The organism is Bauldia litoralis, assembly GCF_900104485.1.
In the GTDB taxonomy this organism is placed as follows: Bacteria; Pseudomonadota; Alphaproteobacteria; order Rhizobiales; family Kaistiaceae; genus Bauldia; species Bauldia litoralis.
This window is the reverse complement of sequence record NZ_FMXQ01000008.1, coordinates 84,378-107,178: the sequence shown is the minus strand read 5'-3', so window position 1 is coordinate 107,178 and position 22,801 is coordinate 84,378. Positions and strand designations below refer to the sequence as shown.

Here is a 22,801-nt window from a genome sequence, read left to right as displayed (position 1 = left end):
CGGCAGTCGATTGTTTCGTGACGACGCCTGATTGAGTAACAAACGCAAAAAAATATGTCAACATGGCTGACGTAATTTCCAGAGCCGATGCGACGCAGGGTCGTCCCTCCGGCGACTCCGGCCGGCTGATCGCCGAACCGCTCTCCGTTGACGAGCGGCCGGAGATCACCTTTGTCGAGCTCCTGTTCTTCGCCTATCGCGATTTCACCTCCGATCCGGACGCGGTTCTCGCCGCCTACGGCTTCGGCCGCGCCCATCACCGGGTCGTCCATTTCGTCAACCGCCATCCCGGCATCCGGGTGGCCGACCTGCTCGATATCCTCAACATCACCAAGCAGAGCCTCGGCCGCGTCCTCAAACAACTGGTCGATGGCGGCTTCATCGAGCAGGTCCAGGGGCCACAGGACCGTCGCCAGCGCCTGCTCTATCCGACCGAGACCGGCCGCGCCCTCGGCCTGCGGCTGATGGCCCCGCAGGAGCGGCGGATCGCCGATGCGCTCGAGGCCTTGTCGCCCGAAGAGCGCCAGGGCGCCGAGCGCTTCCTGCGGCGCGTCATCGATTCTGACCAGCGCGACATGGTGGAACGGTTGATCGGCTCATGAACACCGAATCCAGTCCGGCCGGCAGCGGCGAGAACACGGTCGACGACGGCGCCGCCCACCTCCTCGTCATCGATGACGACAGCCGCATCCGCGATCTCCTGTCACGCTATCTCGGCGAACGCGGCTTCCGCGTCACCGCCGCCAGCGACGCCAGCGACGCCCGCCGGCGGCTGGCCGGCCTCGAATTCGATCTCCTCATCGTCGACGTGATGATGCCCGGCGAAAACGGCCTCGAGCTGACCCGCAGTCTGCGCGAGACGATGGACGTCCCGATCCTGATGCTCACCGCCCGGTCCGAGATCGACGCGCGCATCGAGGGCCTCGAGAACGGCGCCGACGACTACCTCGCCAAGCCGTTCGAGCCGCGCGAGCTGCTTCTGCGCATCAACAACATCCTCAAGCGCGGCCAGCCGGCCGCGACACCGCTGATCGAGGCGATCCGCTTCGGTCCCTTCACCTTCAACCGCGAGCGGATGGAACTGCGCAAGGGCACCGACATCGTCCACCTCACCGATCGCGAACGACAGATCATGGCGATCTTCGCCGCCGCCCCCGGCGATACGGTGCCGCGCGGCGATCTCGTCGCCGGCGGCGAGCCGACGGGCGAGCGAACCGTCGATGTCCAGATCAACCGCCTCCGCCGGAAAATCGAGACCGACCCGGCCAACCCGCTCTACCTGCAGACCGTACGCGGCATAGGGTATCGGCTGACGATCGCATTCTGACCATGGACACGGCCGTCAAGGGCAGCGGGGACAGGACGAGCGGCCCGGCCAGACCCGCCGCGGCGAAGCGGCGTGGCCTCCGTGCCGCCTATCGCAATTTCGCCCGCCGCCTCGGCAACGCCATGCCGAAGGGCCTCTACGCCCGTTCGCTGATCATCATCATCACCCCGGTCGTCGTCATCCAGACCGTCGTTGCCTTTGTCTTCATGGAGCAGCACTGGCAGACCGTCACGGCCCGCCTGACCGAAGCCGTCGTCGCCGACATCGCGGCGATCATCGACGTCCTCGAGACCTATCCCCAGGACGCCGATTTCGACCAGTTGTCGAAGATCGCCAAGGACCGCCTCAACCTGCGCATTGCCGTCCTGCCGCTCGAACCCCTGCCCGCCGCCGGCCCGAAACCCTTCTTCTCGAGCCTCGACCAGAATTTCAGCCACGAATTGTCCAAGCAGATCGGCCGGCCGTTCTGGATCGACACGGTCGGCCGCTCGAACCTGATCGAGATGCGCATCCAGCTCGACGAGCACGTCCTGCGGGTCTTCGCCCGGCGCAGCCAGACCTACGCCTCCAATTCGCTGACCTTCCTGTCCTGGATGGTCGGCATCAGCGTCATCCTACTGACCATCGCCATCATCTTCCTGCGCAACCAGATCCGGCCGATCCTGCGGCTCGCCGCCGCCGTCGACGACTTCGGCAAGGGCCGCGCCGTGCCCGATTTCGCCCCGCGCGGCGCCCGCGAGGTCCGCCGGGCGACGATCGCCTTCCACGAGATGCGCGACCGCGTCGACCGACAGATCGAACAGCGCACGGCGATGCTCGCCGGCGTCAGCCACGACCTGCGCACCATCCTCACCCGCTTCCGCCTGCAGCTTGCCCTGATCGAGGACAAGGCCGACGTCGACCCGATGGTCAAGGATGTCGACGACATGAACCGCATGCTCGAAGGCTACCTCGCCTTCGCCCGCGGCGATGCCGGCGAGACCACGATGGATACCGATGTCGACATGCTGCTGCGCGAGATCGGCAACGACATCCGCGTCGCCGGCCACGAGGCCGACATCACCTTTTCCGGCGATCCGATCGTCAAGGTCCGGCCGCAGGGCTTCAAGCGCTGCCTGACCAACCTCGTCCGCAACGCCATCCGCCACGGCGACCGGGTGATGGTCTCCGGCGTCCATGAAAACGGCCTGCTGACGGTGAAGGTCGACGACGATGGACCCGGCGTCCCGCTGGAGGAGCGCGAGGCCGTGTTCAAGCCCTTCTATCGCGGCGATATCGCCCGCAACATCGACGAGAGCGGCACTGGTCTCGGCCTCGCCATCGCCCGCGACATCGCCCGCAGCCACGGCGGCGACATCACCCTCGACATCAGCCCGCTCGGCGGCCTCCGCGTCCAGGTGGTGATCCCGGCATGAGCATCGGCGAAACACCGCCCGCGCCCGGGCCCGTCGAAATGCTCCTGCTCCTCACGCCGCCGAACAGCGGTTCGACGTCGATGGCGGACTTCATGGCGCAAAGCCCGCAAGTCGGCGGGCTGCAGCGCAGGTACGAGGGGCAGTGGCTGGTCGACCATCTTCACGAAAAGGATCGCTGGAACGACCAGAAACCGTGCGATTACGAGATGATCGGGAAAGTGTGGAGGGAAGCGGCGGATGCCACGATGCAGAAGCATCCGGAGGTCATCTACCTTATCGAGAAGAGCCCGCCGAACATGGTCCGATACCGGGAGATCCTCGCTCTCTTCGACCGTACCCGCGTCGTCATCAACAACCGGGACCCGTATGCCAGCGTCTCGTCGCTCGGTTACCGTTACCACGGCTTCGACGAACTCGATCGGGCGCAGCGGCTTGAGCGGGTCGAGAGCCTGGCTGAAAGGTGGATCGGGTGCGCTCGCATGTTGAAGCGCATCGCCGAGCGGGAAGGCTACCCGATGATCCGCTATGAAGAATTCTGCGAGGCGCCGGAAGCGATATTCCAGAAATTCGGCCTGTCGGAAACGGGCTCGGCGGGGGCGGACCGCAATTATCTGGTGAACGTCAAGGATTACCCGTCCCAGCCGATCAGGAACATGAACGAGGACCAGATCTCGAAGTTGTCGACCGAAGAGATCGAGCGGATCGGCAAGACCCTCTCGACCGACGCGGATGTCGTGCGCTTCTTCGGATACGAAATCCGGCCCGGCTGAAAGGCGCGTCAGCGCCTAGTAGAGACGCCCGCCGTCCGGCACCTTGCGGTCGGGCCCGAACAGCATCACCTCGCCGTCGGCGTCTGGAAAGCCGAGCGTCAGCACCTCCGACTTGATCGGCCCGATCTGGCGCGGCGGAAAGTTGACGACCGCAGCCACCTGCCGGCCGACCAGGTCCTCCAGCGTGTGGTTGACGGTGATCTGCGCCGAGGATTTCTTGATGCCGATCCCCGGCCCGAAGTCGATGAAGAGCTGGAAGGCGGGCTTGCGCGCCTCCGGAAACGGTCGCGCCTCCACCACCGTGCCGACGCGGATATCCACCTTCAGGAAATCGTCGAAACTGATCGTCGCCGCCGGCTCGCCGCTCATCGCCCTCTCCATGAAATTGGTCGACGCCGCCTAGCATGGCCGGCGACGCCGCTCAACGGCGACCGGGTGGTTCGCGGCAGACCGATGTCAGGCGGCCGTCGCTTCCTCGCCGTCGCGCGCGCGACGGCCCCGCTCGGCCAGCCGGGGCAGGACCGAGCAAAGGTTCGACATCATCCGCATGCCGCGCTCGCCACGCCGCAGCGCCCGGTCGAGGGTCGCCATGGTGGCGCCGAGGTCGGGCTCGTCATCGTCGAGCCAGGTCTTCATCGTCTCGGCATAGACCAGCGCCGATCCGCTTTCCGCGACCCGGCCCTTGAGCCCGCCGTGCGAAATCCCGGCCGCCGCGAGGTTCCATCGCTGCGAGCGCAGCGTCAGCCGTCGCAGGACCGCCGCCAGCGCCGGATCGCAACGCGCGGCCCGAGCCATGCGCCGGATCGCCGGCTTGTAGGGCGCCAGCGCATCGAAGCGCCGCATCATCACCTCGAACAGCCGGTCGCGCGGCTCGCTCTCCGGGTCGGCGTCGCCCTCGGCAAGCACTGCAAGATCGATCCGCCGGGCGAAACCGGCGAGAATGCCGAGCTTGCCGGCATGGCTTTCGCGCAACGTGGCGAGCGAAAGCCCGGCCCGTTCGGCGATATCGCCAAGCTCGATGCCCCGCACCGAGCGCTCGGCTGCAAGCGCCATGAAGGCGTCGATGATCGCGTCCCGCGGATCGGCGGCCGCTTTCGGAGCGGCTTTCGCACTGCGGGTCGTCCGTCTGGTTGCCTTTGCCATCTGCGTCACTCCTCGCTTCGGTCCCGCGATGTTACGCCCGGACGATGGCGAGGACGAGGCGACAAAAAAGCAGCGAAAAGCAGCAGTCCGTCAGTGGGATCGTCCTTCGGACGCCTCGACGTAAAGCCGATCCAGCGCGGCGATGATCGCGTCTGTCCGGTCCCCTGCGCCGTCGTTCACAACCTCATGCCAGGCGTAATCGAAAGCCCGGACGGCTGCCGCCAGTTTCCGGTCGGTGATCGCGACCAGCAGCGTGTCGTCCATCTCCAGAAGTTTGAAAGCACGCATGACTTTCCTCCCAAGATCCAGAACGCTGAAACGGGAGTAAATTGTCATACAAGTTGACGACGCACATCACCCAAATGAAGTAGATGCGACATCAGGATCTGAACGCCACGCTGGAGAATGCGTCAGCGAGCCAGGTCGGCAGACCCTAGCCAGACAGCTCTTCCGACCGCTTCTTCGCGGCCGCGACCGCCCGCGTCATCAGCGGCGACAGGCCGTCTTCCGCCATCAGGTGGTCGAGCGCCGCGGCGGTCGTGCCGCCCGGCGAGGTGACGTTCTTGCGCAGTTGCGACGGCGACAGGTCCGAGCGATAGAGCAGTTCGCCCGCGCCCTCGACAGTCGCCCGGGCCAGCCGCTCGGCGAGGTCCGGCGGCAACCCGGCATCGACCGCTGCCGCGGCCAGGCTTTCGACGAAGTGGAAGACATAGGCTGGCCCCGAGCCCGAAACGGCGGTCACCGCGTCGATCATCGCCTCTTCCTCGACCCAGGCGACATCGCCGACCGCCTCGAGCAGCCGGGTGACGAGGTCCCGTGCCTCTGGGCCGACCCGCCCATTGGCGACGGCGGCGGTGATGCCGCGGCCGACCTGTGCCGGCGTATTGGGAATCGACCGGACGATCGCCGCCGGCCCAAGGCCGGCTTCGAGGTTGGCCAGCGTCGTCCCGGCCGCGATCGACAGCACCGTCGTCCCCGGCCCGATCAGCGAGCGGAGACCGGGCAGCGTGTCGCCCATGATCTGCGGCTTGATCGCCAGCACCACGACATCGGCGGTCACCCCGGCCGGCGGCGCGGCATGCGCGACGATCCCGGCATCGCCGAGCAGCGCCGCACACTCGGGCGACGGCGACGGTTCGATGACGACGACAGCCTTGGCATCCAGCCCGCCGTCGAGCCAGCCGGAGAGCAGCGCGCTGCCCATCTTGCCAGCGCCGATCAGGACCAGCGGACGGTCTGCGGTGGGGGTCATGCCTTGCATGGCGGGCGCCGGTTCACGCCTCGCCGGCGGTCTCGAAGAGTGCGCCCTCGAGCGCCTCCGCGGCATCCTTGCCGGCCCAGACGACGAACTGGAACGCCTGGAAGTATCGGTCGCAGGCCTCGATCGCCGTCACCAGCAGCCGTTCGACCTGCTGGGAGTTCGGCTCCGCCCCGCCCGACAGCAGCAGCGCCTGGCGGAACATGATCACGCCCTCGGCCGTCCACAGGTCGAAATGGCCGATCCACATCTGCTCGTTGACCATGGTCAGGAGCCGCATCACCTCGACCACCCGCGCCTCGGGCACCTTGAGGTCGAAGGCGCAGGCAAGATGGATCGCTTCCTTGTCCTCCATCCAGGAGAAGGAGACATGGTAGTCGGACCACCCCCCGGCGACCGAGACCGTGATCTCGTCGTCGCCGGCCCGCTCGAACGACCAGTCGTTCAGCGCGGCGATGTGTTCGATCACATCGACGGGGTGAGACTGGCGTTCTTGCTCGATTTCGATGAAGGTCATGAAAGCCTGCGACAGTCGAATACTGAGACGAAGTAACGGACACAGATAGACCGATCCGCAGAAGAACTGGTCCGAGTCGCGCGTCCGGTTCGAATCTTCATTAAGAATCAGTATATAGGCGCGAAACTGCTGCGTCGCCACAGGCGGCGCCAAAGCGCACCGCCTTTTCAACAGCCCAGTTCAAGCCACTGTTTTGCCGGCTCAAGTTTCGGTCGGCGGCGCTTTTTTGGCGGAAGGCTTGGCCTTGCTGGTTTTGGTGGCGGTTGCACTTCGGCTCGCCGCCGGTTTTGCCGCGGCTTTTGGCCGTTTTACTTTCGTCGCCTTGAGTTCGGCTTCGAGCGCCGTGATCCGCGCCGCCAGCTTCTCATTCTCCTCGCGCGCCCGGGAGGCCATCTCGCGCACCGCGTCGAATTCGTCGCGGCGGACGAGATCCATGTCCGCGATCCATGTCTCGGCCTGGCTGCGGAAGGCGGTCGATGCCTCGCGACGCACGCCTTGGGCGACATTGGCCGCGTCGGTCATCAACCGGGCCAGCTCGTCGAACATGCGGTTTGAGGTCTGGGTCATTGCAATCATCTCCACGCGCCGGGAATCCGGCTGTTCGTTTCACTATGGTGATCCGGTCGTCCGCCCGCAAGTTGCTGGCGTCCCCGCCGGGTCCCCGCGTCGACATGACGAGCCGCGACACCGGCAAGATTATCGCGCGCCGACCGGCAGCACAGGCAAACTATAAAAAGCCGACAAACCTGTTAGCACCTGGTCAATATTTGACAGTATTCCGCCCCTCCCCCTAGGCTGTCTTTCGACACGGCTGGGAGGCGACACAGCGTGGCGCAATTTCCGCTTCCGATCGGCATCGACCGCATGCTGCTCGACATTGCCGAAGGCATAGGTGCCGCGGCCCGGAAGCTGCCCGAGGCCTCCCGCTCGGCGGTCGGCGCCGTCGCCATGAAGCGCGCCAATGTCCAGATCGATTTCGAACTTTCCGGCAGCGCCACCCGCGACGACGACACCGTCGGCCTCGGCGCCCGGACCTTCCTCTTCGGCATCGGCTCCACCGCGACCACCACCGAGGACCTGGTTCGCAACCACGGCCGCATCGAACTCGAGATCGTCGCGATCGCCGAACCCCCGCCGCCCGCCATCGCCCCCGACGACGACAAGGACGTCGCCGCTCCGCCCGACCGAACGGCGATCCGCTCGGCGATAGGCTTGCTGCGGGCGGAGGTCGCCGGCCTGCGGCTGGAGCGCGCCGAACGCGAGGGCCTGACCGGGATGCTCGACGAGGCCTTCCAGTTCCTCACCGACGACAAGCTCGACCGCGCGGCCGCCGTCCTCGCCGACGTCAAGCAGCGCCTGGAACGGATCGCCGACGCACCGCGCCGCGCCGATACTGGCAACGATACCTGAGCAAGCGAGACCGTCATGCCGCAGATCGAGATCACGCCGGGCGAATTTCTCGACACCTATGTCAAGCCGATGGCGGATAAGGTCGGCGCCGGCGGACTGCCCTATTCCGGGTTCAAGGCGGCGGTGGGCGGGCTGGTCGATCTCGACGAGGAAATCGGCTTCGACATCCCCAACCCCTTCCCAGCCCCGCCCGGCGGCGACAGCGGCAGCGTTTCTCCGGCGCCGTCGCTCGAGCCGATCGACCCCGCCGCCGTGATGAAGAGCATCGCCCGGGCGATGCGCGAGGCGGAAAAGCTCCTCAACGTCGAGAACCTCGCCATCGGCCGCGCATCGGCCGAGGTCTCGCTGGTCGTATCGGTCGGCGGCATCGCCGGCGCCACCACCACCCTGAAGCTCGATATCGGCCCGTCCCCAAGCCCCTGATCAACCCGAGAGGCAACAGATCATGGCATTGAGCACCGCAATCTCCGTCGCATCCTTCTCCGTCGTCATGGCGGAAACCTTCGCCGCCGTCTCCGTCTCGACGCTGGTGCCGGCGACCTTCCTCGCCATGCTGCGCGCCGCCAAGAAAAGCGCCGGCGCCGCCAACGACAATGCCGACGCGCTGATCGAGAACATGGTGGGCGTCAAGCAGGCGCTGGGCGCGGTGAAAGCGGGCATCGACTCGATCGACGAGATCGACCTCCTGATCCCGAAGACCGCGACGATCCACGGCGAGTTCGAATTCGAGGCGTCGGAAGCCTATTCGGAGAATTCGGGCTTCGGCGCTCTGGTCAACGTCGTCGCCGTCGCCGCCGCCTACTCGGCCCTCTACCAGACCAGTTCCCGCAACAAGGTGACGCTCGACGTCGAGTTCGCGACGGTCAACTATACGCTGAGCTGACGCGCCTCGCGGTCGTTTGAGAAGCCATAAGGTGGCGGCTCCGCGAAGCCGCCACCCTTGTCGGTCGTCGTCAGGCTAGTCCGCGAAGACCCGCTTCTCGATCACACCATGGACGCCCCAGTTGCCGTCGACGACCTGGGTCACGCCGAAGTCGGTCGCCACCGACATCAGCGAGATCGCCTCGTCCTCGCTCAGCCCCTTCGTCGTCATCAGGAAGTGCCGCATCTTGCGGAAGGCGTCGCGCATCGCATTGTCGATCGACGACTTCGAATAGATGTCGCTCTGCGCCGTATCGCCGAGTTCGTCGAGGTAGTTGGCGTAGCTGAAGCCATGCACCACCCACTCGCTATCGGTCTCGAGCAGCGGATAGTCCAGTTCCTCGAGCGGCGTCCCTGCCAGTTCGTCCTTCTTGTGCAGGATCACCTGCACGACACCGGTCATCGACGTCTCGATCGCCGTGCCGGCAAGCTCTGAATCGCCCTGCGCGGCATGGGGGTCGCCGGCGCTGAGCAGCGCGCCTTCGACCGCGACCGGGTAGTACATCGTGCCGCCCTTGCCGATCCGCCAGTTGTCGATATTGCCGCCGAAATAGCCTGGCGGGATCGAGTCGACGAAGTCGGCTTCCGCCGGTGCGACGCCCATCGTGCCGAAATGCGGACGGATCGGAACGCGGATTCCTTCGAGCGCCGGGGTCTCGGTCACGGTGCTGTGGTCGACGGGGACACCGGGATAATCGATGATCTCGTGGACAACGCCGTCGGGATCGGTCTGCGGCACCCAGCGATAGCTGTAGACCGCCTTGGCCCAGTCCTTGCCGCCGGTCGCGTCGAGCTCGTAGATGGTGATCACCTCGCGCGGCTTCGGCTCCTCGATCAGGTCGTTATAGTGGAATCCCCACCACGCGGCCGCGTTGCTGCCGAAGGTCTTGCCGGCATAGTCCGGGTTGGCGGAAGGGCGTGGCGCGAGATCGAGAATCTTGACTTCGAGCACGTCGCCCGGCTCGGCGCCGCAGACATAGACCGGCCCGGTCAGCACGTGGACGCCGAAGCCCTCGCCGGCGCCCCGCCCGAGAGCCGAGGCATCCATCGGCCCCGCGCCGCGGCGGTCGACGCCCTTGTCGCCCGGCTCCCACTTGAAGACGCTCTCGGCGCCCGGATCGCCCTTCACCATCCGCTCTGCGTCGTCATTGGCGTGATGGGTCAGCGTCTCGATCGTCACGAAATCGCCGGAATGGGCGGCGACCACCGGCTCCCGCCCCTTGGCGAAATAGCCCCAGTGAACCGTATCCGCGTTGGCCGGAAGAAGATGATGGGCCGGCGCGGCCGGCGCCTCGCCGCAGTCGACGGCGGCCAGCGAGGGCAAGGCGGTCCCGCCGGCCCCGGCGGCAAAGACGGCCGATGCGAATGCGGCCGCGCTCAGTCGGCTCTTCAAATGGTTTGTCACCACACTATGCTCCTTGAAAGGTTGGCGTCGAACGCCGAAGCCTTTGCAAGGCATGCGCCATGCCTTGCCGGTTACCCGGATTTCAAGAACCCGGCACCCGCGCCCACCGGCCGAACCTGGGCTAGGCCCGTCGATTGCATGCAAGCGGTGCAATTGATCAACATATGAGCCGATCGTCCGCTGTCGCGGCGACCCCTCCGTCTTGGATCGCGGCCGCCCGGGACTGCCCCCCTCATGACACAGCCGAAACCTATCCTCGATTGCCCGGCTGTGGCACAGGATGTCCGGAATGCGGGCGACCTCGCCCGCCCCTTCAACGGTGGAGACTTCGTCGGATGGTTCCCCAATCGCCGATCCCTGTGCGCTGGCGCACGCCTCTCCTGGCGCTCGCCGTGATCGTCATGGCGGCCGTCGCCCCGGGCACGGTCCGGGCACAGTCCGAGGCCGAGGACGGCGCAAGGAGCGGACGCGCCATGGCCGACAACGTCCCGGTCAAGCCGGAGGCGCAGGACAGCCAGATCCAGGCGCGGCTGCAGCGCATCCTCGAAGCCAGCGGCTGGTTCACCGATCCGAAGGTCGAGGTCCGCGAGGGCATCGTCTTCCTCGACGGTTTCAGCGGCACGCTGGAGCAGTCCGAGTGGGCCGGCGCGCTGGCCGCGCGCACCGAGGATGTCGTCGCGGTGGTCAACCGCATCGAGATCGAGCCCGACATCGACTGGGATCTCTCGCCCGCCCTTCAGGAAATCCAGAAGATCAGCACGGCCGCGCAGCGCGCCGTACCGGTCATCCTGATCGGCGCGGTCATCCTGCTGATCACCTGGCAGATCGCCCGGCTGGCGGCGCGATTCATGGGCTGGGTGCTGGGCAACCGGATCACCTCACCGCTGATGCTGACGGTGGTGTCGCGCGCCTTCGCCGTCCCGGTCTTCGTCCTTGGTCTCTATCTGGTGCTCCAGATCTCCGGGCTGACCAACCTCGCGCTGACCGTGCTGGGCGGCACCGGCGTCGCCGGCATCATCATCGGCTTCGCCTTTCGCGACATCGCCGAGAACTTTCTCGCCAGCCTGCTGCTCAGCGTCCGCAATCCCTTCCGCGCCGGCGACCTCGTCCGGGTCGGCGAAGCCGAGGGCATCGTCACCAACCTCAACACCCGGAGCACGGTCCTCCTCACCCAGGAGGGCAACCACGTCCAGATCCCCAACGCGCTGGTATTCAAGAGCGTCATCACCAATTTCTCGAGCAACCCCAGCCGCCGCGGCGACTTCTCGGTCGGCATCAGCTACGACGACCGCACCAGCGAGGCGCAGGAGATCGTCGAGAAGGTCCTCACCAGCCATCCGGCGGTCCGCCACGACCCCGCGCCGATCGTCGTCGTCGACGAGCTCGCCGCCTCGACCGTCAACCTCAAGGTCTTCTTCTGGTTCGACAGCGACACCCACTCGCCGATCAAGCTGCGCTCGGCCCTGATGCGCCAGACCAAGCAGGCGCTGCTCGACGGCGGCATCTCGATGCCAGACGAAGCCCGCGAGGTCATCTTCCCGCAGGGCCTGCCGATCTATCGCGGCGAGCCCGGGGGCAAGCCGGTCGCACCCAGGCGGGCCCGACCGCCCCGCCGGGTCGCCGAGTCGGACGCGACGAGCGCCGAGGGCGGGCTGGCCAGCGAGGAGGATGACGTCCTGCGCGAAGCCGGCGCCACCCGCACCCCGGACGAACGCGAAAACCTCCTGAAGGGAAGCTGAGCCGACGGACCGATGCGACCGCCGGCATCCCGCCCGCGGCTTGACAACCGCCGGGCGGGTTGCGTTCCTCCCTGCGGCCACAGGCGGCGCTCATGACCGTCGGGGCCGCCCAAAGGGAGGATGTCATGCCGACTGTCATTGCTCATCACACCATCACCAAGGGCGCCGATCACTGGCTCAACTCGCCGAAGCGGGACGCCTTCTTCGGCTCGATCGGGGTGACCAACCTTCGGACCTTCGTCAATCCCCGGGACCCGACGCATGTCGCCGTCATGATGGACGTGCCGGACATGGACGCGATGGGTGCGGCGCTGCAGACCGAGGCAGCCGCCGAGGCGATGAACCACGATGGCGTCGTGCCGGATTCGGTTGTGATTCTGGTCGAGTCCTGAAAGCCGGCGCGTCGCCGGCATCGGTCGGCGGCGCGCGCCAGGAACGGACGTGGTTGTCGGTCAGCCGAGCGCCGCGATCCGGTCCCGGATGATCGCCAGGTTGTGCTCCACCGAGGCCTTGTAGGAATTCTCCCCGGTCACCGGATGCTCGAGGTGACGCCAGATGCCGGCGCATTCCTCGTTCAGCTTGCGCAGGACGAAGACGTCCCAGAAGGACGGCGTGCCGCGCAGCAGCGCCTCGTAGCTCGGGAAGAGCCATTGGTCCGGGGCGAGGCCCTGGTAGCGGTAGCTCTCGGCGAATTCGTTGAACAGGGGCTCGAGACGGTCCGGATAACGCGGATCGCTGATCTGGCCGATATAGTCCGCGGTGCAGACCGCCTGGCCCAGCACGCGCTCTGTCTCGCTGCGGAACCCGACCTCGTTGACGTTGACCCGCGGCCCCGTCGAACTGATCAGGTTCTCGACAAACCGGATGTCGTTGTCCGTCCAGCCCCGCGCCTTGAGGAAGGTCCGGGCGAAATCGCACGACCGCTGTTCATGGACATGGGTGTACTTGGCGCCGCTCCCCTCGCGATCGTCCGACTTCTTGAGGAAGCCGATATCGTGGAACAGCGACGCGACCAGCGCGCGACGGAAATCCGCCGCCGAGATGCGCGGCGTGGCATCGTCCTCGTGCCGGCGATGGATCAGCTCGGCCAGGCACAGCGTCGCCTGCAGCGTGTGGGTGATGTCGTGATAGGCCGTGTCCATGGCCTGGTATTCGGGATCGGAGCCGTTGAACAGGTATTCGACGGCATCGATATAGTCGTCGATAAACCCGTCATCCGACGCTTTGGCGAGGCGCTCGTAGCGCTCCCTGACAAGGCGCCGCACATCGGCAGTGCTGGTGAAATCGACGCCCGGCAAGTCCAGCGGCGCAATGAATTCGTCAGCGTCGCTCACTCGTTGCCTCATTGCGTCGGGCGTCAATCGGTTCGATATTTTCAACCCCCGCCCTTTAGCGAGCCCCCGTCGGTGATCCGGAGAGCCCCTGGGAATTATAGCAACCGCCGTGGCGCCGGTTGTGACCTTGTTCATTGACTTACCGCGACCAGACTGCATCCCGCCACCCTCTGCGACACCGCGCCGCCCATCGGGACGCGGCGAATTCAGTCCGTTCGCGCGCCACGAATAGCGACGATATGACGAAAATTGGAAACAACCCGTGTATCGACAGTGGATTCTTGCAGAAATCCCTCGATTTCGCCGGTTTCCGCGATCCAACGCCGTCTGATCTCGCGCTCGGCGAACGGGCTGAGCGGCCGTCAGATATCCACAGTCCCGATCACCAGGTCGCGTAAAGCAGATAGGCCGTATCGATCAGGATGACGAGATCGAGCCCCCAGATGACGACATCGAGGGTCTTGTCGCGGCGGACCTTCCCAAAGGTCACGGTCAGCCCGATCAGCCCGAAGGCGGTCAGCAGCAGCACTGCCCACAGCGCGTAGGGCACCATCAGGAAGACGGCGATCGCCAGCCCCGCATAGATGACGGTGAAGACCAGGAACGGCGCGTTCTCCCGCGCGCCGAACCGCGCCACCACGATCCCGTGCAGCACCGCGTCGAGGGCCAGAAGCCCGGCAAGAACCATCATTGGCGTCATCCCCCGAGTCGCGACCGTGCCGCCCAGCCTACAGCACGACACGCCGAACCGCGATCTATCGGCGGCGTGGTCGCATTGCAATCGCGACGCCCCTCTCCCCATCGCGGGACGGCCCGCACCGCCAAGGATCGACGAGGTTTCGCGAAGGATGCGCCGCCCGCGCCGGCACTCCCCGCGGCATCGGAGAAATCCCGCCACCAGAGGAACAAATGCTCACACCGAAAGTTGGTTTTGAGAAATGTCTCTCTGTGGAGGAGGAAGCCACGATGGCAGATTCACAAAACACCCATCCGGGTCAGGAAGAAAAGAAAGACGGTGTGTCCGCAGTTGCGGGACGCGCCGAGCGCGACATCGACGCCGTCAAGTCAAAGGCCGCCGAGATTGGTTCGGACCTTGCCGAGGAGGCGAAGAAGCAGGCTGGCGTGATCGAGAAGAAAGCCGCCTCCTTTGCTGGCGAACAGAAGAACGCCGCCGCCGATCGTCTTGGAGGCGTGGCGTCTGCGCTGAACGACGTCGCCAAGAGCCTGAAGGAACGGGACGACGACGCGATCGCGCGGTATGCGCGCGACCTTGCCGACGGCGTCGACCGTGCGTCGCACACGCTGAAGGATCGTGAAGTTGGCGATCTTGTAGCGATGGCGGAGGATTTCGGGCGAAAGCAGCCTGTTGCCTTCCTGGGTCTCGCCGCGCTTGCCGGCTTCGCCAGTGGACGCTTCGCGCTCGCCTCCGCCGCGAAGCGGAAGAACGACTCTTCGGCGCCGTCGAGCCAACCCAACGTTTCGCCACGGCCGACTTCAGGCGTTCCGAAAGCCGCCCGATGAACCGCCGCTGTCCGGTTCGACAGGATTGAGGAGAGAAAATGATGTCCAGGGAAAGTGCATCACCGTCGATTGCCGATCTTGTTCGGACGTTGGCTGACGATGTCATCGGGTTGTTTCGAAATGAACTGCGCCTTGCCAAGGCCGAGGCAACGGAAAAGGTCTCGCAGACAATTGGGGCGCTCGAACTCTTGCTCGCTGCCGCGGTCCTGATGATCGCCGCGCTGGGCGTCCTGTTGTCGGCATTGGTCGCGGCCCTTGCCGCGCTGTTTGTCGCTCAGGGAATGGGCGAGACCGGGGCGAGTTCGCTCTCCGCCGGCATCGTCGGAGTGGTGCTGGCGGTGATCGCCTGGGTGCTCCTGTCGCGCGCCATGAACGCCCTCAAGGCATCGAATCTCGGCCTCCCGAAGACCGTGCGATCGCTCGATCGTGACGTTCATCTCGTTAAGGAGAAAATATGATGAGCACCGAAGTCAGCACGGATCGGCTCCAGCGCGAAATCGAAGCGCAGCGTGCCCGGGTGGACGCCACCATTGATGACCTCCAGGCCCGCCTGTCGCCTGGTCAACTCGTCGACGAGGTCCTTGCCTATACCAAGGACAGCGGGGGTGCGTTCGTTGGCAATCTCGGCAAGACGGCTGTCGCCAACCCGCTGCCGGTCGCCCTTCTCGGCATCAGCCTGGCATGGCTGATGACCAGTCAGACGCGGCGCGATGCGGATGCCAGTCCCGCGCGGACCGATGGTTATCGATCCGACGACGAGCTTTACCCACTCATGCCGATCGCCGGTGAGAGCCTCAGACGCGTCCGCCGGTCAAGCGACGAGCCGGGCCGGCACTTTGTCGAGTTCGCCGACGAAGCCGGTTCGAAGTTCAAGGCCCTGTCCGACGAAACGGGCCGCAGGGCCGGGCATTTCGTCGACGAGGCGGGGAATACGTATCGCGGGTTCACCACCGCGACCGGCAAGGAGGTGAAAGCATTCAAGGACGAGGCAGGCGCCCTCCTCGACGATGCATCCGAATGGGCATCGCACACGTGGCGTAGTGCGATCGACGCCATCCAAGACGCCAGGGACAGCCTTGGCGCGGGCGCATCACGCGTCGCCCACATGGCATCGCAAACCGGGCGCAGCACGACCGATCAGGCGAGGCAGATCAACGAAACCGTGGTCGCTGCTTTCCGCAACCAGCCGCTCGTCGGTGGGGCGCTGGCATTTGCCGCCGGGGCCGCGATCGCCGCTGCGTTCCCCCGCACCGAAAGCGAAGACGAACTAATGGGGGCTGCTTCCGACGAATTGAAGTCAAGCCTCGGCCGTCAGGCGGAGGGGGCTTACGACACGGCCCGGGAGCAAGTCGCGGACGTCTATGAAAAGACGACCGAGCATGCATCGAAAGCGGTGGAAGCCATCGAGGCCGACCTCGGCAACGGAAAGCGAGCCGGTTCGTCCTGATGCCGGGTAATCCGGGTCCAGAGGAAGGCGCCGTCCATTGGATCGACAAATTGCGCCGCTGACGATCATCCAGGATCAGATCGGCAACCTGCTGCGCGGGTTGATCGCGCTGACGCCAAACCTGATTGCAGCGGCGTTCGTTCTTGTCGCCACGTGGATTGCCGTCTTCCTGCTCGGCAAGGCGGGGCGCAAGCTGACCCGCAAGTGGCGAGCGCGCCCCTCCTTGCGACGGGCGCTGTCGTCGCTCGCCCGCATCGGCGCGTGGGTGCTCGGCATCCTCGTTGCCGCGACCATTGCCTTTCCGGGGCTGACCCCGACCAGCTTGCTGGCCGGGCTGGGTATCGGCTCGATTGCCGTCGGTCTCGCCTTCAAGGATATCTTCGAGAACTACATCGCCGGGCTGCTTATCCTGCTGCGCGCGCCGATGCGCATCGGCGATGACATCGTTTGTGACGACATTTCCGGCCGCGTCGAGGAAATCACGATCCGCGATACGTATGTCCGAAAGCGGTCAGGCGAACTGATCCTGGTTCCCAATTCCTACATCTACAAGAATCCGACCACCGTTCTCACCGATCGCCCGAGGCGCCGTATCACCCTGGTCGTCGGCGTCGCCTACGGCGAGGATGTCGATCGAAGCCGCACCGTCATCGCCGAGGCGGTGGAGAACGCTACGGAGACGCGGACCGACGAAAAGGTCGAGGTCTTCGCCCAGGCATTCAGCTCGTCCTCGATCGATTTCCTCGTCCGCTGGTGGGCGGGCTCGACGCCGGCCGACGAACACGCCTCGCGCGACAAGGCCGTCGCCGCGATCAAGTCCGCCCTCGATACCGCCGGCATCGAGATTCCGTTCCCGTACCGGACGCTGACCTTCAAGCAACCCCTGAAGGTCCTCGGCCCGGAAGATGAAGCAGAACCGGAAACCGCGACATAGGGTCGAGCCGCCCCCTTCCAGGATCGGAGGCATTCCGCCCCAGGCGCCGGCACCCGTCGTCCGGACAACGATTGAAGGCCCTGCGCCAAGTCGCTAACAAACGGGTTGCCTGTCAGGACCCGGATCCGAAATGACAACCGAATACCCGGCCATGACCATGTCTCCGCTGCTTCTGGTCCGGCAATCGCGCCGCGCCGTTTTCAGGGCCCTGACGGCCGACAGGACTGCGATCATGTTCGTGCGGAGTGGCACGAAACGGATTCGGGCCGGAGGAAACGGAGTGGACCTCAAGACGGGGTCACTTGGCGTGATCTCGCCGCGCGTGCCGCTGACAATCGAGAACCGGCCTCCCCCCGGCGGGATCTATGCGGCAAACGCCCTGGTTGTCGACGATCGCATTCTGGATGGTCTGCGACGCGATGATCTGCTCGACGGCGATCCATTCCGCGCCACCGCGCACGACCGCACCGTTGAGGCCTTTGAACGGGCGAGCGCCTGCGTCGAAGACCCTCTGACGCCCGTTCGTCTGCGGGAACACGCGCTCCGCGAGGTGATCCTCTGGCTCTATGAAGACGGTATCGGCTTCGGGCCAAGGTTGGCGCCGTCTTTCGTCGATCGGCTTCGCGGTCTGATCTCGGCCGAGCCGGATGCGGCATGGCGTGCGATCGACGCGGCGCGGGCCCTTGGGGTCAGCGAAGCGACGTTCCGGCGGCGTCTGGCAGCGGAAGGCACGACGTTCGGCGATGTCCTGATGGACGCGCGAATGACCTTTGCCCTTGGCATGATCCAGACGACCGATCTGCCGATCAACCGGATTGCGCTCGACGTCGGATACGCCTCGCCCTCGCGGTTCGCGGTCCGATTTCGGGAACGCTTCGGCATTTCACCGTCGCATGTCCGCCAGGCCGACGTGAATGAACGGATTGATCGGATCGGCACCGCATAAGATCGGTCCGGCACCGCGACGCAGCAGCCGGGCATGTAGCGATGGTCGGGAACCTTGAAGGAGTTCCCGATGATCGCTGCAATCCATTCGAGACTACGCCGGGCCGGCCTGGCCATGGCCCTGCTGCCGCTCCTCAATGCGTCGGCTTTGGCGGAAATGCGCCTGACATCCGACGATATCGCCGAAGGTCGGTTGATGGACCGGGATCAGGTCTATGCGGGCTTCGGATGCGATGGCGAAAACCTGTCGCCATCGTTGTCGTGGTCCGGCGCGCCGGAGGCGACGAGAAGCTACGTCGTCATGGCTTACGATCCGGACGCGCCAACGGGATCCGGATGGTGGCATTGGGCGGCGATCAACATCCCGGCCGGTGTCACGTCGCTGCCGGAGGGCGTCGGCACGGACGGTGTTCCCGGGCCGAGTGGCATGGTCGAGGCGCGAAATGATTTTTCGCAGAATGCCTTCGGCGGCGCCTGTCCGCCCGAGGGGTCGGCGCCGCACCGCTATGTCTTTACCGTTTACGCGATGCCGCAGGAGGCCCTGCCGCTGGACGAGACGGCTTCAGGCGCACTTGTCGGTTTCTATGTCCAGAACGCCGCAATCGACAGGGCATCGATCACAGCGAAATATGGACGATGAACCGCGCTGCAATTGGTGCGTCGCCGGCACGCGAGGTCTCTGACATGGAAGAGCCCGGATACTTGATCACGCGCGAGGAGATCGCGGACATGAAGGGTCTTCGGAAGGCGCACTTCCTCAATCCCGGGGCGGTGCGAATCAACAAGTCGCTTGGAGACGCCGCCGGCCTCACGGGGCTGGGCTTTCACATCATCGAGGTCGATCCGGGGCATGAAACCACGGAGCATCACGTCCATCACCACGAGGACGAATGCGTCTTCGTGCTCGAGGGCAATGCGACGGCGATGATCGGCGACCGCAGCTACGCCCTGAAGGCCGGCGATTTCGTGGGATACCGCAAGGGCGGCCTCGCCCATTCGATCAGGAATACCGGGACGGTGACATTGCGATGCATCGTTGCCGGCGAACGCCTTGCGCACGACGTCGGCGACTACCCGCGCCTCGGCAAGCGCATCTACCGCAACGCCGGCATGAAATGGAACCTCGTCGACCACGATGCGATCACCGAACCGGAGGCCGGCGCGAAGAGGTAGCCTCCCCTATGGCGGGATGACAGCCAGGACGACCGCCGACGCACAGTCCGAAGACTGGCCGTCCTCCCGTTACCGTTCCCCCCGGCGCATGCCTCGGCAGCCGGGATTGACAGCGCCCGCCGGCTATGGGCACGGATGACCGGTTCCGGCCTGCTGACCACCTCGATTTCCGCATTGTACGGATACGGCCATGCCGCGCGACTATCCAGGAGAGCCGTTCGAGGTGCGCCGCGCCCGATACGCCGCCTCGACCGTCTTCCTCATTTTCGGGTCGATCGTCGGCTTCTGGTTCGTCCACATCCCGGTGGTCGCCGGGCGGCTGGGGCTGGAGCCGGCCGTCCTCGGGCTCGCGCTCCTTTGCCTCGGCGTGGGATCGCTGGCCTTCCAGCCGGTCGCCGGCCTGATTGTCGGCCGGGTCGGATCGAAGCGCGCCACGGTCGTCTTCGCGGTCGCGTTCCTGATCGCCTTCCCGGTGGTGGTGAACGTGCCGAACGTGCCACTGCTCTTCGTTGCCCTGATCGCGACAGGCATGGTCGGCGGCGCGCTGAACGTCTCAGTCAACACGCAGGCATCGCGGATCGAGACGGCGCGTGCGCGACCGTCCATGTCAGTCTTCCACGGCTTCTTCTCCTCGGGCGTGCTGCTCGCATCCGTTGCTGGCGGCACGATGATCAATCACGGCTGGGACGACGGCAGCGGGGTCGTCGCGGCCGGCGCGATCCTCATCCCGATCGCGCTGATCGCGGGACGATGGCTTCTCGCCGACGAAACCGCGGGACCGGCCGGGACGAAGAAGGGACCGCGGTTCACCCTTCCGCCGCCGGCGCTGCTCGGACTGGTCCTGCTCGCCTTCCTGTCGAATACCATCGAGTTCACCGTCAACGACTGGAGCGCGCTTTTCCTGACGACGGAGAAGGGCATGAGCGCGGGCGACGCGGCGAGCGGGCTCGGGCTCTTCGCGCTGGCCATGGCGGTGTCGCGCTTCGCCGGCGGCAAGGCGGTGGAGCGGTTGGGCGCCAGGCGGGTGGTGGTCGCGGGCGGGCTGACGGCGGCCCTCGGCATGGTCGTCGTCCTGTCGGCGAGTTGGCCGCTGCTCAGCGCTTCCGGCTTCCTGCTCATCGGCATCGGCGCGGCCAACCTCGCACCGCTCTTCATGAGCCAGGCGAGCCACATGCCTGGGGTCGAGCCGGCCGTCGGCGTCGCCGCGACCGCGACCGGCCTGACCGCGGGCTTTCTGCTGGCCCCGCCGATCATCGGCTTCATTGCCCAGGCCTTCACCCTGCCGCTGGCGCTCGGCCTGACCGTGGTGGCCGGCCTTTTCATCACCGCCGGAGCGTTGCGACGGACCTGGGCCGATGTCTCCGCCCCGTCCGGCGCCTGACGTGGCCACGCGTTTCCCCGGCCGGGATGAATCGCGCGGCCGACCTTCGCGCGACTGTCATCCCCGGCGAGGCCCGAAGGGCCGAGGGAAGGGGAACCAGTAACCGATGCCGGCGCAGAACGAATCACGACATCGTTTACTGGATCCCCGCTCTGCGGGGCTGACCGCCGGTGTTTCCAGCGCGCGCCCGGCAATCGCAGCGCCTCGGCGCCCGCGGGACAGCCCCACACCACGACACCAGTCCCCTCCGGGCGAAATGGGTCGCGGCGAACCCGTCCCTGCGGGAGATTGCCCCGTTAGCCAGCGCAGCAGGAAAGTTTACTGACGTCTTTCCCGAAACCCTGGGCTGCCAGTCGAAGGCCCTCGACGGTTGTCAGATACGGGAACACCGTCTCGCCGAGTGCTTTTGCCGTCATTCCATGCTTGAGCGCCAGAACCATGGTCTGGATGCTGTCGGCGCCCTCTGGCGCCGACAGTTGCGCGCCAAGCAGTCGATCCGTCCTGGCGTCGGCGACGAGCTTGATGAGACCCCGCGTGTCACGCGCGGCAAGTGCCCGCGGTACCTGGTCAAGCGGGACGATCGAAGTCTTCGTTTCAAAGCCCGCGGCGTTCGCTGCCGCCTCGCTCATGCCGACGCCGGCGACCTGGGGATCGGTGAATACGACCCAGGGCATGGCAGTGTTGTCATAGACGAGACGATCGCCGTTGAGCGCGTTCAGCGCCGCCAGCTTCGCACCATACGCGGCCATATAGACAAACTGATCTCGACCGGTGACGTCCCCCGCAGCGTATACCCCGCTTTTCGACGAGCGCATGCGATCGTCGATGGACACACCGCCTTCGGCCGTCAACTCCACGCCTGCCTTGGTCAGTCCCAATTTGCCTGTATTGGGCGACCGACCGGTCGCGATCAGCACGTGCTCGCTGATGAGCGTTTCACATTCTCCGTCGCTCATCTCAATGGCTAGAGCGATCCCGTCCGCGCTGCGGTCAATCCGGCGATAGGCGAGCCCGGAGCGGACGGTGATACCGTCTTCGCGGAGGTAGCCGGTCAACGCGTCGGAAATCTCCGGCTCCGCTTCCGGCAGCACGCGCGAACGGGTCACCAATGTCACCTCCGTGCCGACGCGCGCAAACATCTGCGCCAGTTCACAACCGATATAGCCACCACCGATCACGATCATTGAGCGCGGTAACTCGGTCAGATCCAGCGCGGTGGTGCTGGTCAGATAGGGAATGTTCGCTACGCCGGGGATGTCCGGCAGCGATGGTGAAGATCCGGTCGCGATAATGACCCTGCCGGCATCGACGACGCCTCCATTGACGAGAACGCCTCGGTCATCCAGCAGCGCTTCGCCTTCGAGATAGGCGATACCGTTATAGTCCGGCAGCAGGTCGATGTATTTCTTCTGTCGGAGCGTCGTGACCAGATCGTCCTTCGCTGCGATCAGATCCCGCCAGCTACTGAGATGGGCCTCGCCCGAGACGCCTGGAAACCGACTGGCCGCGCGGGAGCTGTGCAAGGCTTCCGCCGCGCGGATCATGGTCTTGGAAGGAACGCAACCGACATTCACGCAGGTTCCGCCTATCGTGCCATGACCGATCAGGACGACTTGCGCCCTTTGTTCCGCGGCCGTAATCGCGGCGGAGAAGCCCGCCGAACCGGCACCGATGACGGCGAGGTCGTAGCGATCCATCTTTGCGTCTGTCTCGCAGCAGTCAATCATGTCGGTGCTTTCGATGCAGGGTCCTGGAATGGACCGACGAAGGGGTTGTGAATCGTCGTCGCGAAAACAGGCGCCTTCGGGTGTGGCAGAGCCGATGCTAATCCGCGGGCTTCGCCGGATAGCCGATATCCGTCGACGCCGCTGCGATCGCCTCGGCCGTCGCAACGGATGGATCGAACGACACAAGGGCCGTCTTGGCATCGAAATCGATCTTTACCGATCGAACGCCGTCGACCTGTTCCATCACCGTCCTGACAGTAATCGGACAGAGTGCGCAGGTCATGTTTTCGATCGCGAAGGTCACCGTCTCGACGTCCGCGGCCTGTGCTTGTTCTGAGTGCGCGGCAAAAATCGGAATGACCGGCGCCGACAGGGCGCCAACGCTCCCTAGGGCCACGGCAAGCGCTGCGACGGTCAGGGGACGTTTCATACGA

General features: G+C 65.6%; 28 protein-coding genes. 17 read left to right on the top strand and 11 right to left on the bottom strand.

The window, feature by feature from the left end:
• Nucleotides 1-62: 62 nt before the first annotated feature.
• The 4 genes from BLT60_RS18400 to BLT60_RS18385 are packed head-to-tail and all read left to right on the top strand — an operon-like array spanning nucleotide 63 to nucleotide 3,512.
• The gene (locus tag BLT60_RS18400; protein ID WP_090878680.1) at nucleotides 63-602 is read left to right on the top strand and encodes a MarR family winged helix-turn-helix transcriptional regulator; all 540 of its coding nucleotides are present in this window, start codon (nucleotides 63-65) and stop codon (nucleotides 600-602) included.
• Nucleotides 599-1,327 carry a response regulator gene (locus tag BLT60_RS18395; RefSeq protein WP_090878678.1) on the top strand — a complete coding sequence of 243 codons (729 nt, stop codon included), beginning with the start codon at nucleotides 599-601 and terminating at the stop codon, nucleotides 1,325-1,327. Before BLT60_RS18400 ends, BLT60_RS18395 begins: the two co-directional genes overlap by 4 nt.
• A gap of 2 nt (nucleotides 1,328-1,329) precedes the next feature.
• Nucleotides 1,330-2,742: an ATP-binding protein gene (locus BLT60_RS18390; RefSeq protein WP_090878677.1), complete on the top strand. Its 1,413-nt coding sequence runs from the start codon at nucleotides 1,330-1,332 to the stop codon at nucleotides 2,740-2,742.
• Nucleotides 2,739-3,512: a sulfotransferase gene (locus tag BLT60_RS18385; protein WP_090878675.1), complete on the top strand. Its 774-nt coding sequence runs from the start codon at nucleotides 2,739-2,741 to the stop codon at nucleotides 3,510-3,512. Before BLT60_RS18390 ends, BLT60_RS18385 begins: the two co-directional genes overlap by 4 nt.
• 15 nt (nucleotides 3,513-3,527) lie before the next feature.
• On the opposite strand, the gene BLT60_RS18380 is transcribed toward BLT60_RS18385, so the two are convergent.
• The 6 genes from BLT60_RS18380 to BLT60_RS18355 all read right to left on the bottom strand — a co-directional run bounded on the left by BLT60_RS18380 (nucleotide 3,528) and on the right by BLT60_RS18355 (nucleotide 6,997).
• Nucleotides 3,528-3,881, bottom strand: coding sequence for a tRNA-binding protein (locus BLT60_RS18380; protein ID WP_425285033.1), 354 nt, complete (start codon nucleotides 3,879-3,881; stop codon nucleotides 3,528-3,530).
• Between the two features lie 87 nt (nucleotides 3,882-3,968).
• Nucleotides 3,969-4,655 (bottom strand): hypothetical protein, encoded by a 687-nt coding sequence (locus BLT60_RS18375; protein ID WP_090878671.1) that lies wholly within the window; start codon nucleotides 4,653-4,655, stop codon nucleotides 3,969-3,971.
• A 90-nt stretch (nucleotides 4,656-4,745) separates the two neighbouring features.
• Nucleotides 4,746-4,943 (bottom strand): hypothetical protein, encoded by a 198-nt coding sequence (locus BLT60_RS18370; RefSeq protein ID WP_090878669.1) that lies wholly within the window; start codon nucleotides 4,941-4,943, stop codon nucleotides 4,746-4,748.
• Nucleotides 4,944-5,088: 145 nt separating this feature from the next.
• A complete protein-coding gene (gene proC / locus BLT60_RS18365) occupies nucleotides 5,089-5,907 on the bottom strand; it encodes a pyrroline-5-carboxylate reductase (RefSeq protein WP_090878949.1) in 819 nt (272 codons plus the stop codon).
• A 22-nt stretch (nucleotides 5,908-5,929) separates the two neighbouring features.
• Nucleotides 5,930-6,430 (bottom strand): type III secretion system chaperone family protein, encoded by a 501-nt coding sequence (locus BLT60_RS18360; RefSeq protein ID WP_090878950.1) that lies wholly within the window; start codon nucleotides 6,428-6,430, stop codon nucleotides 5,930-5,932.
• 201 nt (nucleotides 6,431-6,631) lie between these two features.
• Nucleotides 6,632-6,997: an accessory factor UbiK family protein gene (locus BLT60_RS18355; protein ID WP_090878947.1), complete on the bottom strand. Its 366-nt coding sequence runs from the start codon at nucleotides 6,995-6,997 to the stop codon at nucleotides 6,632-6,634.
• Nucleotides 6,998-7,258: 261 nt separating this feature from the next.
• Here BLT60_RS18355 and BLT60_RS18350 point away from each other — a divergent pair, with 261 nt between their 5' ends.
• Genes BLT60_RS18350 through BLT60_RS18340 form a run of 3 tightly spaced genes read left to right on the top strand, consistent with a single transcriptional unit; the run spans nucleotide 7,259 to nucleotide 8,723 of the window.
• Nucleotides 7,259-7,840 (top strand): hypothetical protein, encoded by a 582-nt coding sequence (locus BLT60_RS18350; RefSeq protein WP_090878667.1) that lies wholly within the window; start codon nucleotides 7,259-7,261, stop codon nucleotides 7,838-7,840.
• 15 nt (nucleotides 7,841-7,855) lie between these two features.
• Nucleotides 7,856-8,263, top strand: a complete 408-nt coding sequence (locus BLT60_RS18345) for a hypothetical protein (RefSeq protein WP_090878665.1) — start codon at nucleotides 7,856-7,858, stop codon at nucleotides 8,261-8,263.
• A 22-nt stretch (nucleotides 8,264-8,285) separates the two neighbouring features.
• Entirely contained in the window at nucleotides 8,286-8,723 is a 438-nt protein-coding gene (locus BLT60_RS18340) for a hypothetical protein (RefSeq protein WP_090878664.1), read from the top strand.
• 75 nt (nucleotides 8,724-8,798) lie between these two features.
• Here BLT60_RS18340 and BLT60_RS18335 read toward each other — a convergent pair whose 3' ends face one another.
• Nucleotides 8,799-10,166 (bottom strand): acetamidase/formamidase family protein, encoded by a 1,368-nt coding sequence (locus tag BLT60_RS18335; RefSeq protein ID WP_244521326.1) that lies wholly within the window; start codon nucleotides 10,164-10,166, stop codon nucleotides 8,799-8,801.
• A gap of 335 nt (nucleotides 10,167-10,501) precedes the next feature.
• Here BLT60_RS18335 and BLT60_RS18330 point away from each other — a divergent pair, with 335 nt between their 5' ends.
• Together BLT60_RS18330 and BLT60_RS18325 are read left to right on the top strand one after the other, a co-directional pair.
• Nucleotides 10,502-11,905, top strand: coding sequence for a mechanosensitive ion channel family protein (locus BLT60_RS18330; RefSeq protein ID WP_175478519.1), 1,404 nt, complete (start codon nucleotides 10,502-10,504; stop codon nucleotides 11,903-11,905).
• Nucleotides 11,906-12,030: 125 nt separating this feature from the next.
• The gene (locus tag BLT60_RS18325; RefSeq protein ID WP_090878945.1) at nucleotides 12,031-12,297 is read left to right on the top strand and encodes a hypothetical protein; all 267 of its coding nucleotides are present in this window, start codon (nucleotides 12,031-12,033) and stop codon (nucleotides 12,295-12,297) included.
• A gap of 60 nt (nucleotides 12,298-12,357) precedes the next feature.
• Here the strand turns inward: BLT60_RS18325 and BLT60_RS18320 are convergent, their stop codons facing one another.
• Nucleotides 12,358-13,239, bottom strand: a complete 882-nt coding sequence (locus BLT60_RS18320; protein ID WP_090878658.1) for a hypothetical protein — start codon at nucleotides 13,237-13,239, stop codon at nucleotides 12,358-12,360.
• 382 nt (nucleotides 13,240-13,621) lie between these two features.
• Nucleotides 13,622-13,930: a hypothetical protein gene (locus BLT60_RS18315; RefSeq protein WP_090878656.1), complete on the bottom strand. Its 309-nt coding sequence runs from the start codon at nucleotides 13,928-13,930 to the stop codon at nucleotides 13,622-13,624.
• Between the two features lie 218 nt (nucleotides 13,931-14,148).
• On the opposite strand from BLT60_RS18315, the gene BLT60_RS18310 reads away from it, so the two are divergent.
• From BLT60_RS18310 to BLT60_RS18275, 8 genes are all read left to right on the top strand, one after another.
• Nucleotides 14,149-14,760: a nutrient deprivation-induced protein gene (locus BLT60_RS18310; RefSeq protein WP_139167886.1), complete on the top strand. Its 612-nt coding sequence runs from the start codon at nucleotides 14,149-14,151 to the stop codon at nucleotides 14,758-14,760.
• 41 nt (nucleotides 14,761-14,801) lie between these two features.
• Nucleotides 14,802-15,218, top strand: coding sequence for a phage holin family protein (locus tag BLT60_RS18305; RefSeq protein ID WP_090878943.1), 417 nt, complete (start codon nucleotides 14,802-14,804; stop codon nucleotides 15,216-15,218).
• On the top strand, nucleotides 15,218-16,207 hold the full coding sequence (locus BLT60_RS18300) for a DUF3618 domain-containing protein (protein ID WP_175478518.1): 990 nt from the start codon (nucleotides 15,218-15,220) through the stop codon (nucleotides 16,205-16,207). The genes BLT60_RS18305 and BLT60_RS18300 overlap by 1 nt, the downstream gene beginning before the upstream one ends.
• A gap of 37 nt (nucleotides 16,208-16,244) precedes the next feature.
• The gene (locus BLT60_RS18295; RefSeq protein ID WP_210185643.1) at nucleotides 16,245-17,141 is read left to right on the top strand and encodes a mechanosensitive ion channel family protein; all 897 of its coding nucleotides are present in this window, start codon (nucleotides 16,245-16,247) and stop codon (nucleotides 17,139-17,141) included.
• 130 nt (nucleotides 17,142-17,271) lie between these two features.
• Complete coding sequence (locus BLT60_RS18290; RefSeq protein ID WP_090878650.1) at nucleotides 17,272-18,087, top strand: helix-turn-helix transcriptional regulator; 816 nt, start codon at nucleotides 17,272-17,274, stop codon at nucleotides 18,085-18,087.
• A 114-nt stretch (nucleotides 18,088-18,201) separates the two neighbouring features.
• A complete protein-coding gene (locus BLT60_RS18285; protein ID WP_090878648.1) occupies nucleotides 18,202-18,726 on the top strand; it encodes a YbhB/YbcL family Raf kinase inhibitor-like protein in 525 nt (174 codons plus the stop codon).
• A gap of 89 nt (nucleotides 18,727-18,815) precedes the next feature.
• The gene (locus BLT60_RS18280) at nucleotides 18,816-19,259 is read left to right on the top strand and encodes a cupin domain-containing protein (protein ID WP_210185642.1); all 444 of its coding nucleotides are present in this window, start codon (nucleotides 18,816-18,818) and stop codon (nucleotides 19,257-19,259) included.
• Nucleotides 19,260-19,449: 190 nt separating this feature from the next.
• Nucleotides 19,450-20,640 carry an MFS transporter gene (locus tag BLT60_RS18275; RefSeq protein WP_090878644.1) on the top strand — a complete coding sequence of 397 codons (1,191 nt, stop codon included), beginning with the start codon at nucleotides 19,450-19,452 and terminating at the stop codon, nucleotides 20,638-20,640.
• A 296-nt stretch (nucleotides 20,641-20,936) separates the two neighbouring features.
• Here the strand turns inward: BLT60_RS18275 and merA are convergent, their stop codons facing one another.
• Entirely contained in the window at nucleotides 20,937-22,337 is a 1,401-nt protein-coding gene (gene merA, locus BLT60_RS18270) for a mercury(II) reductase (RefSeq protein ID WP_342028620.1), read from the bottom strand.
• Nucleotides 22,338-22,464: 127 nt separating this feature from the next.
• Nucleotides 22,465-22,797 carry a cation transporter gene (locus BLT60_RS18265; protein ID WP_090878640.1) on the bottom strand — a complete coding sequence of 111 codons (333 nt, stop codon included), beginning with the start codon at nucleotides 22,795-22,797 and terminating at the stop codon, nucleotides 22,465-22,467.
• Nucleotides 22,798-22,801 lie beyond the last annotated feature (4 nt).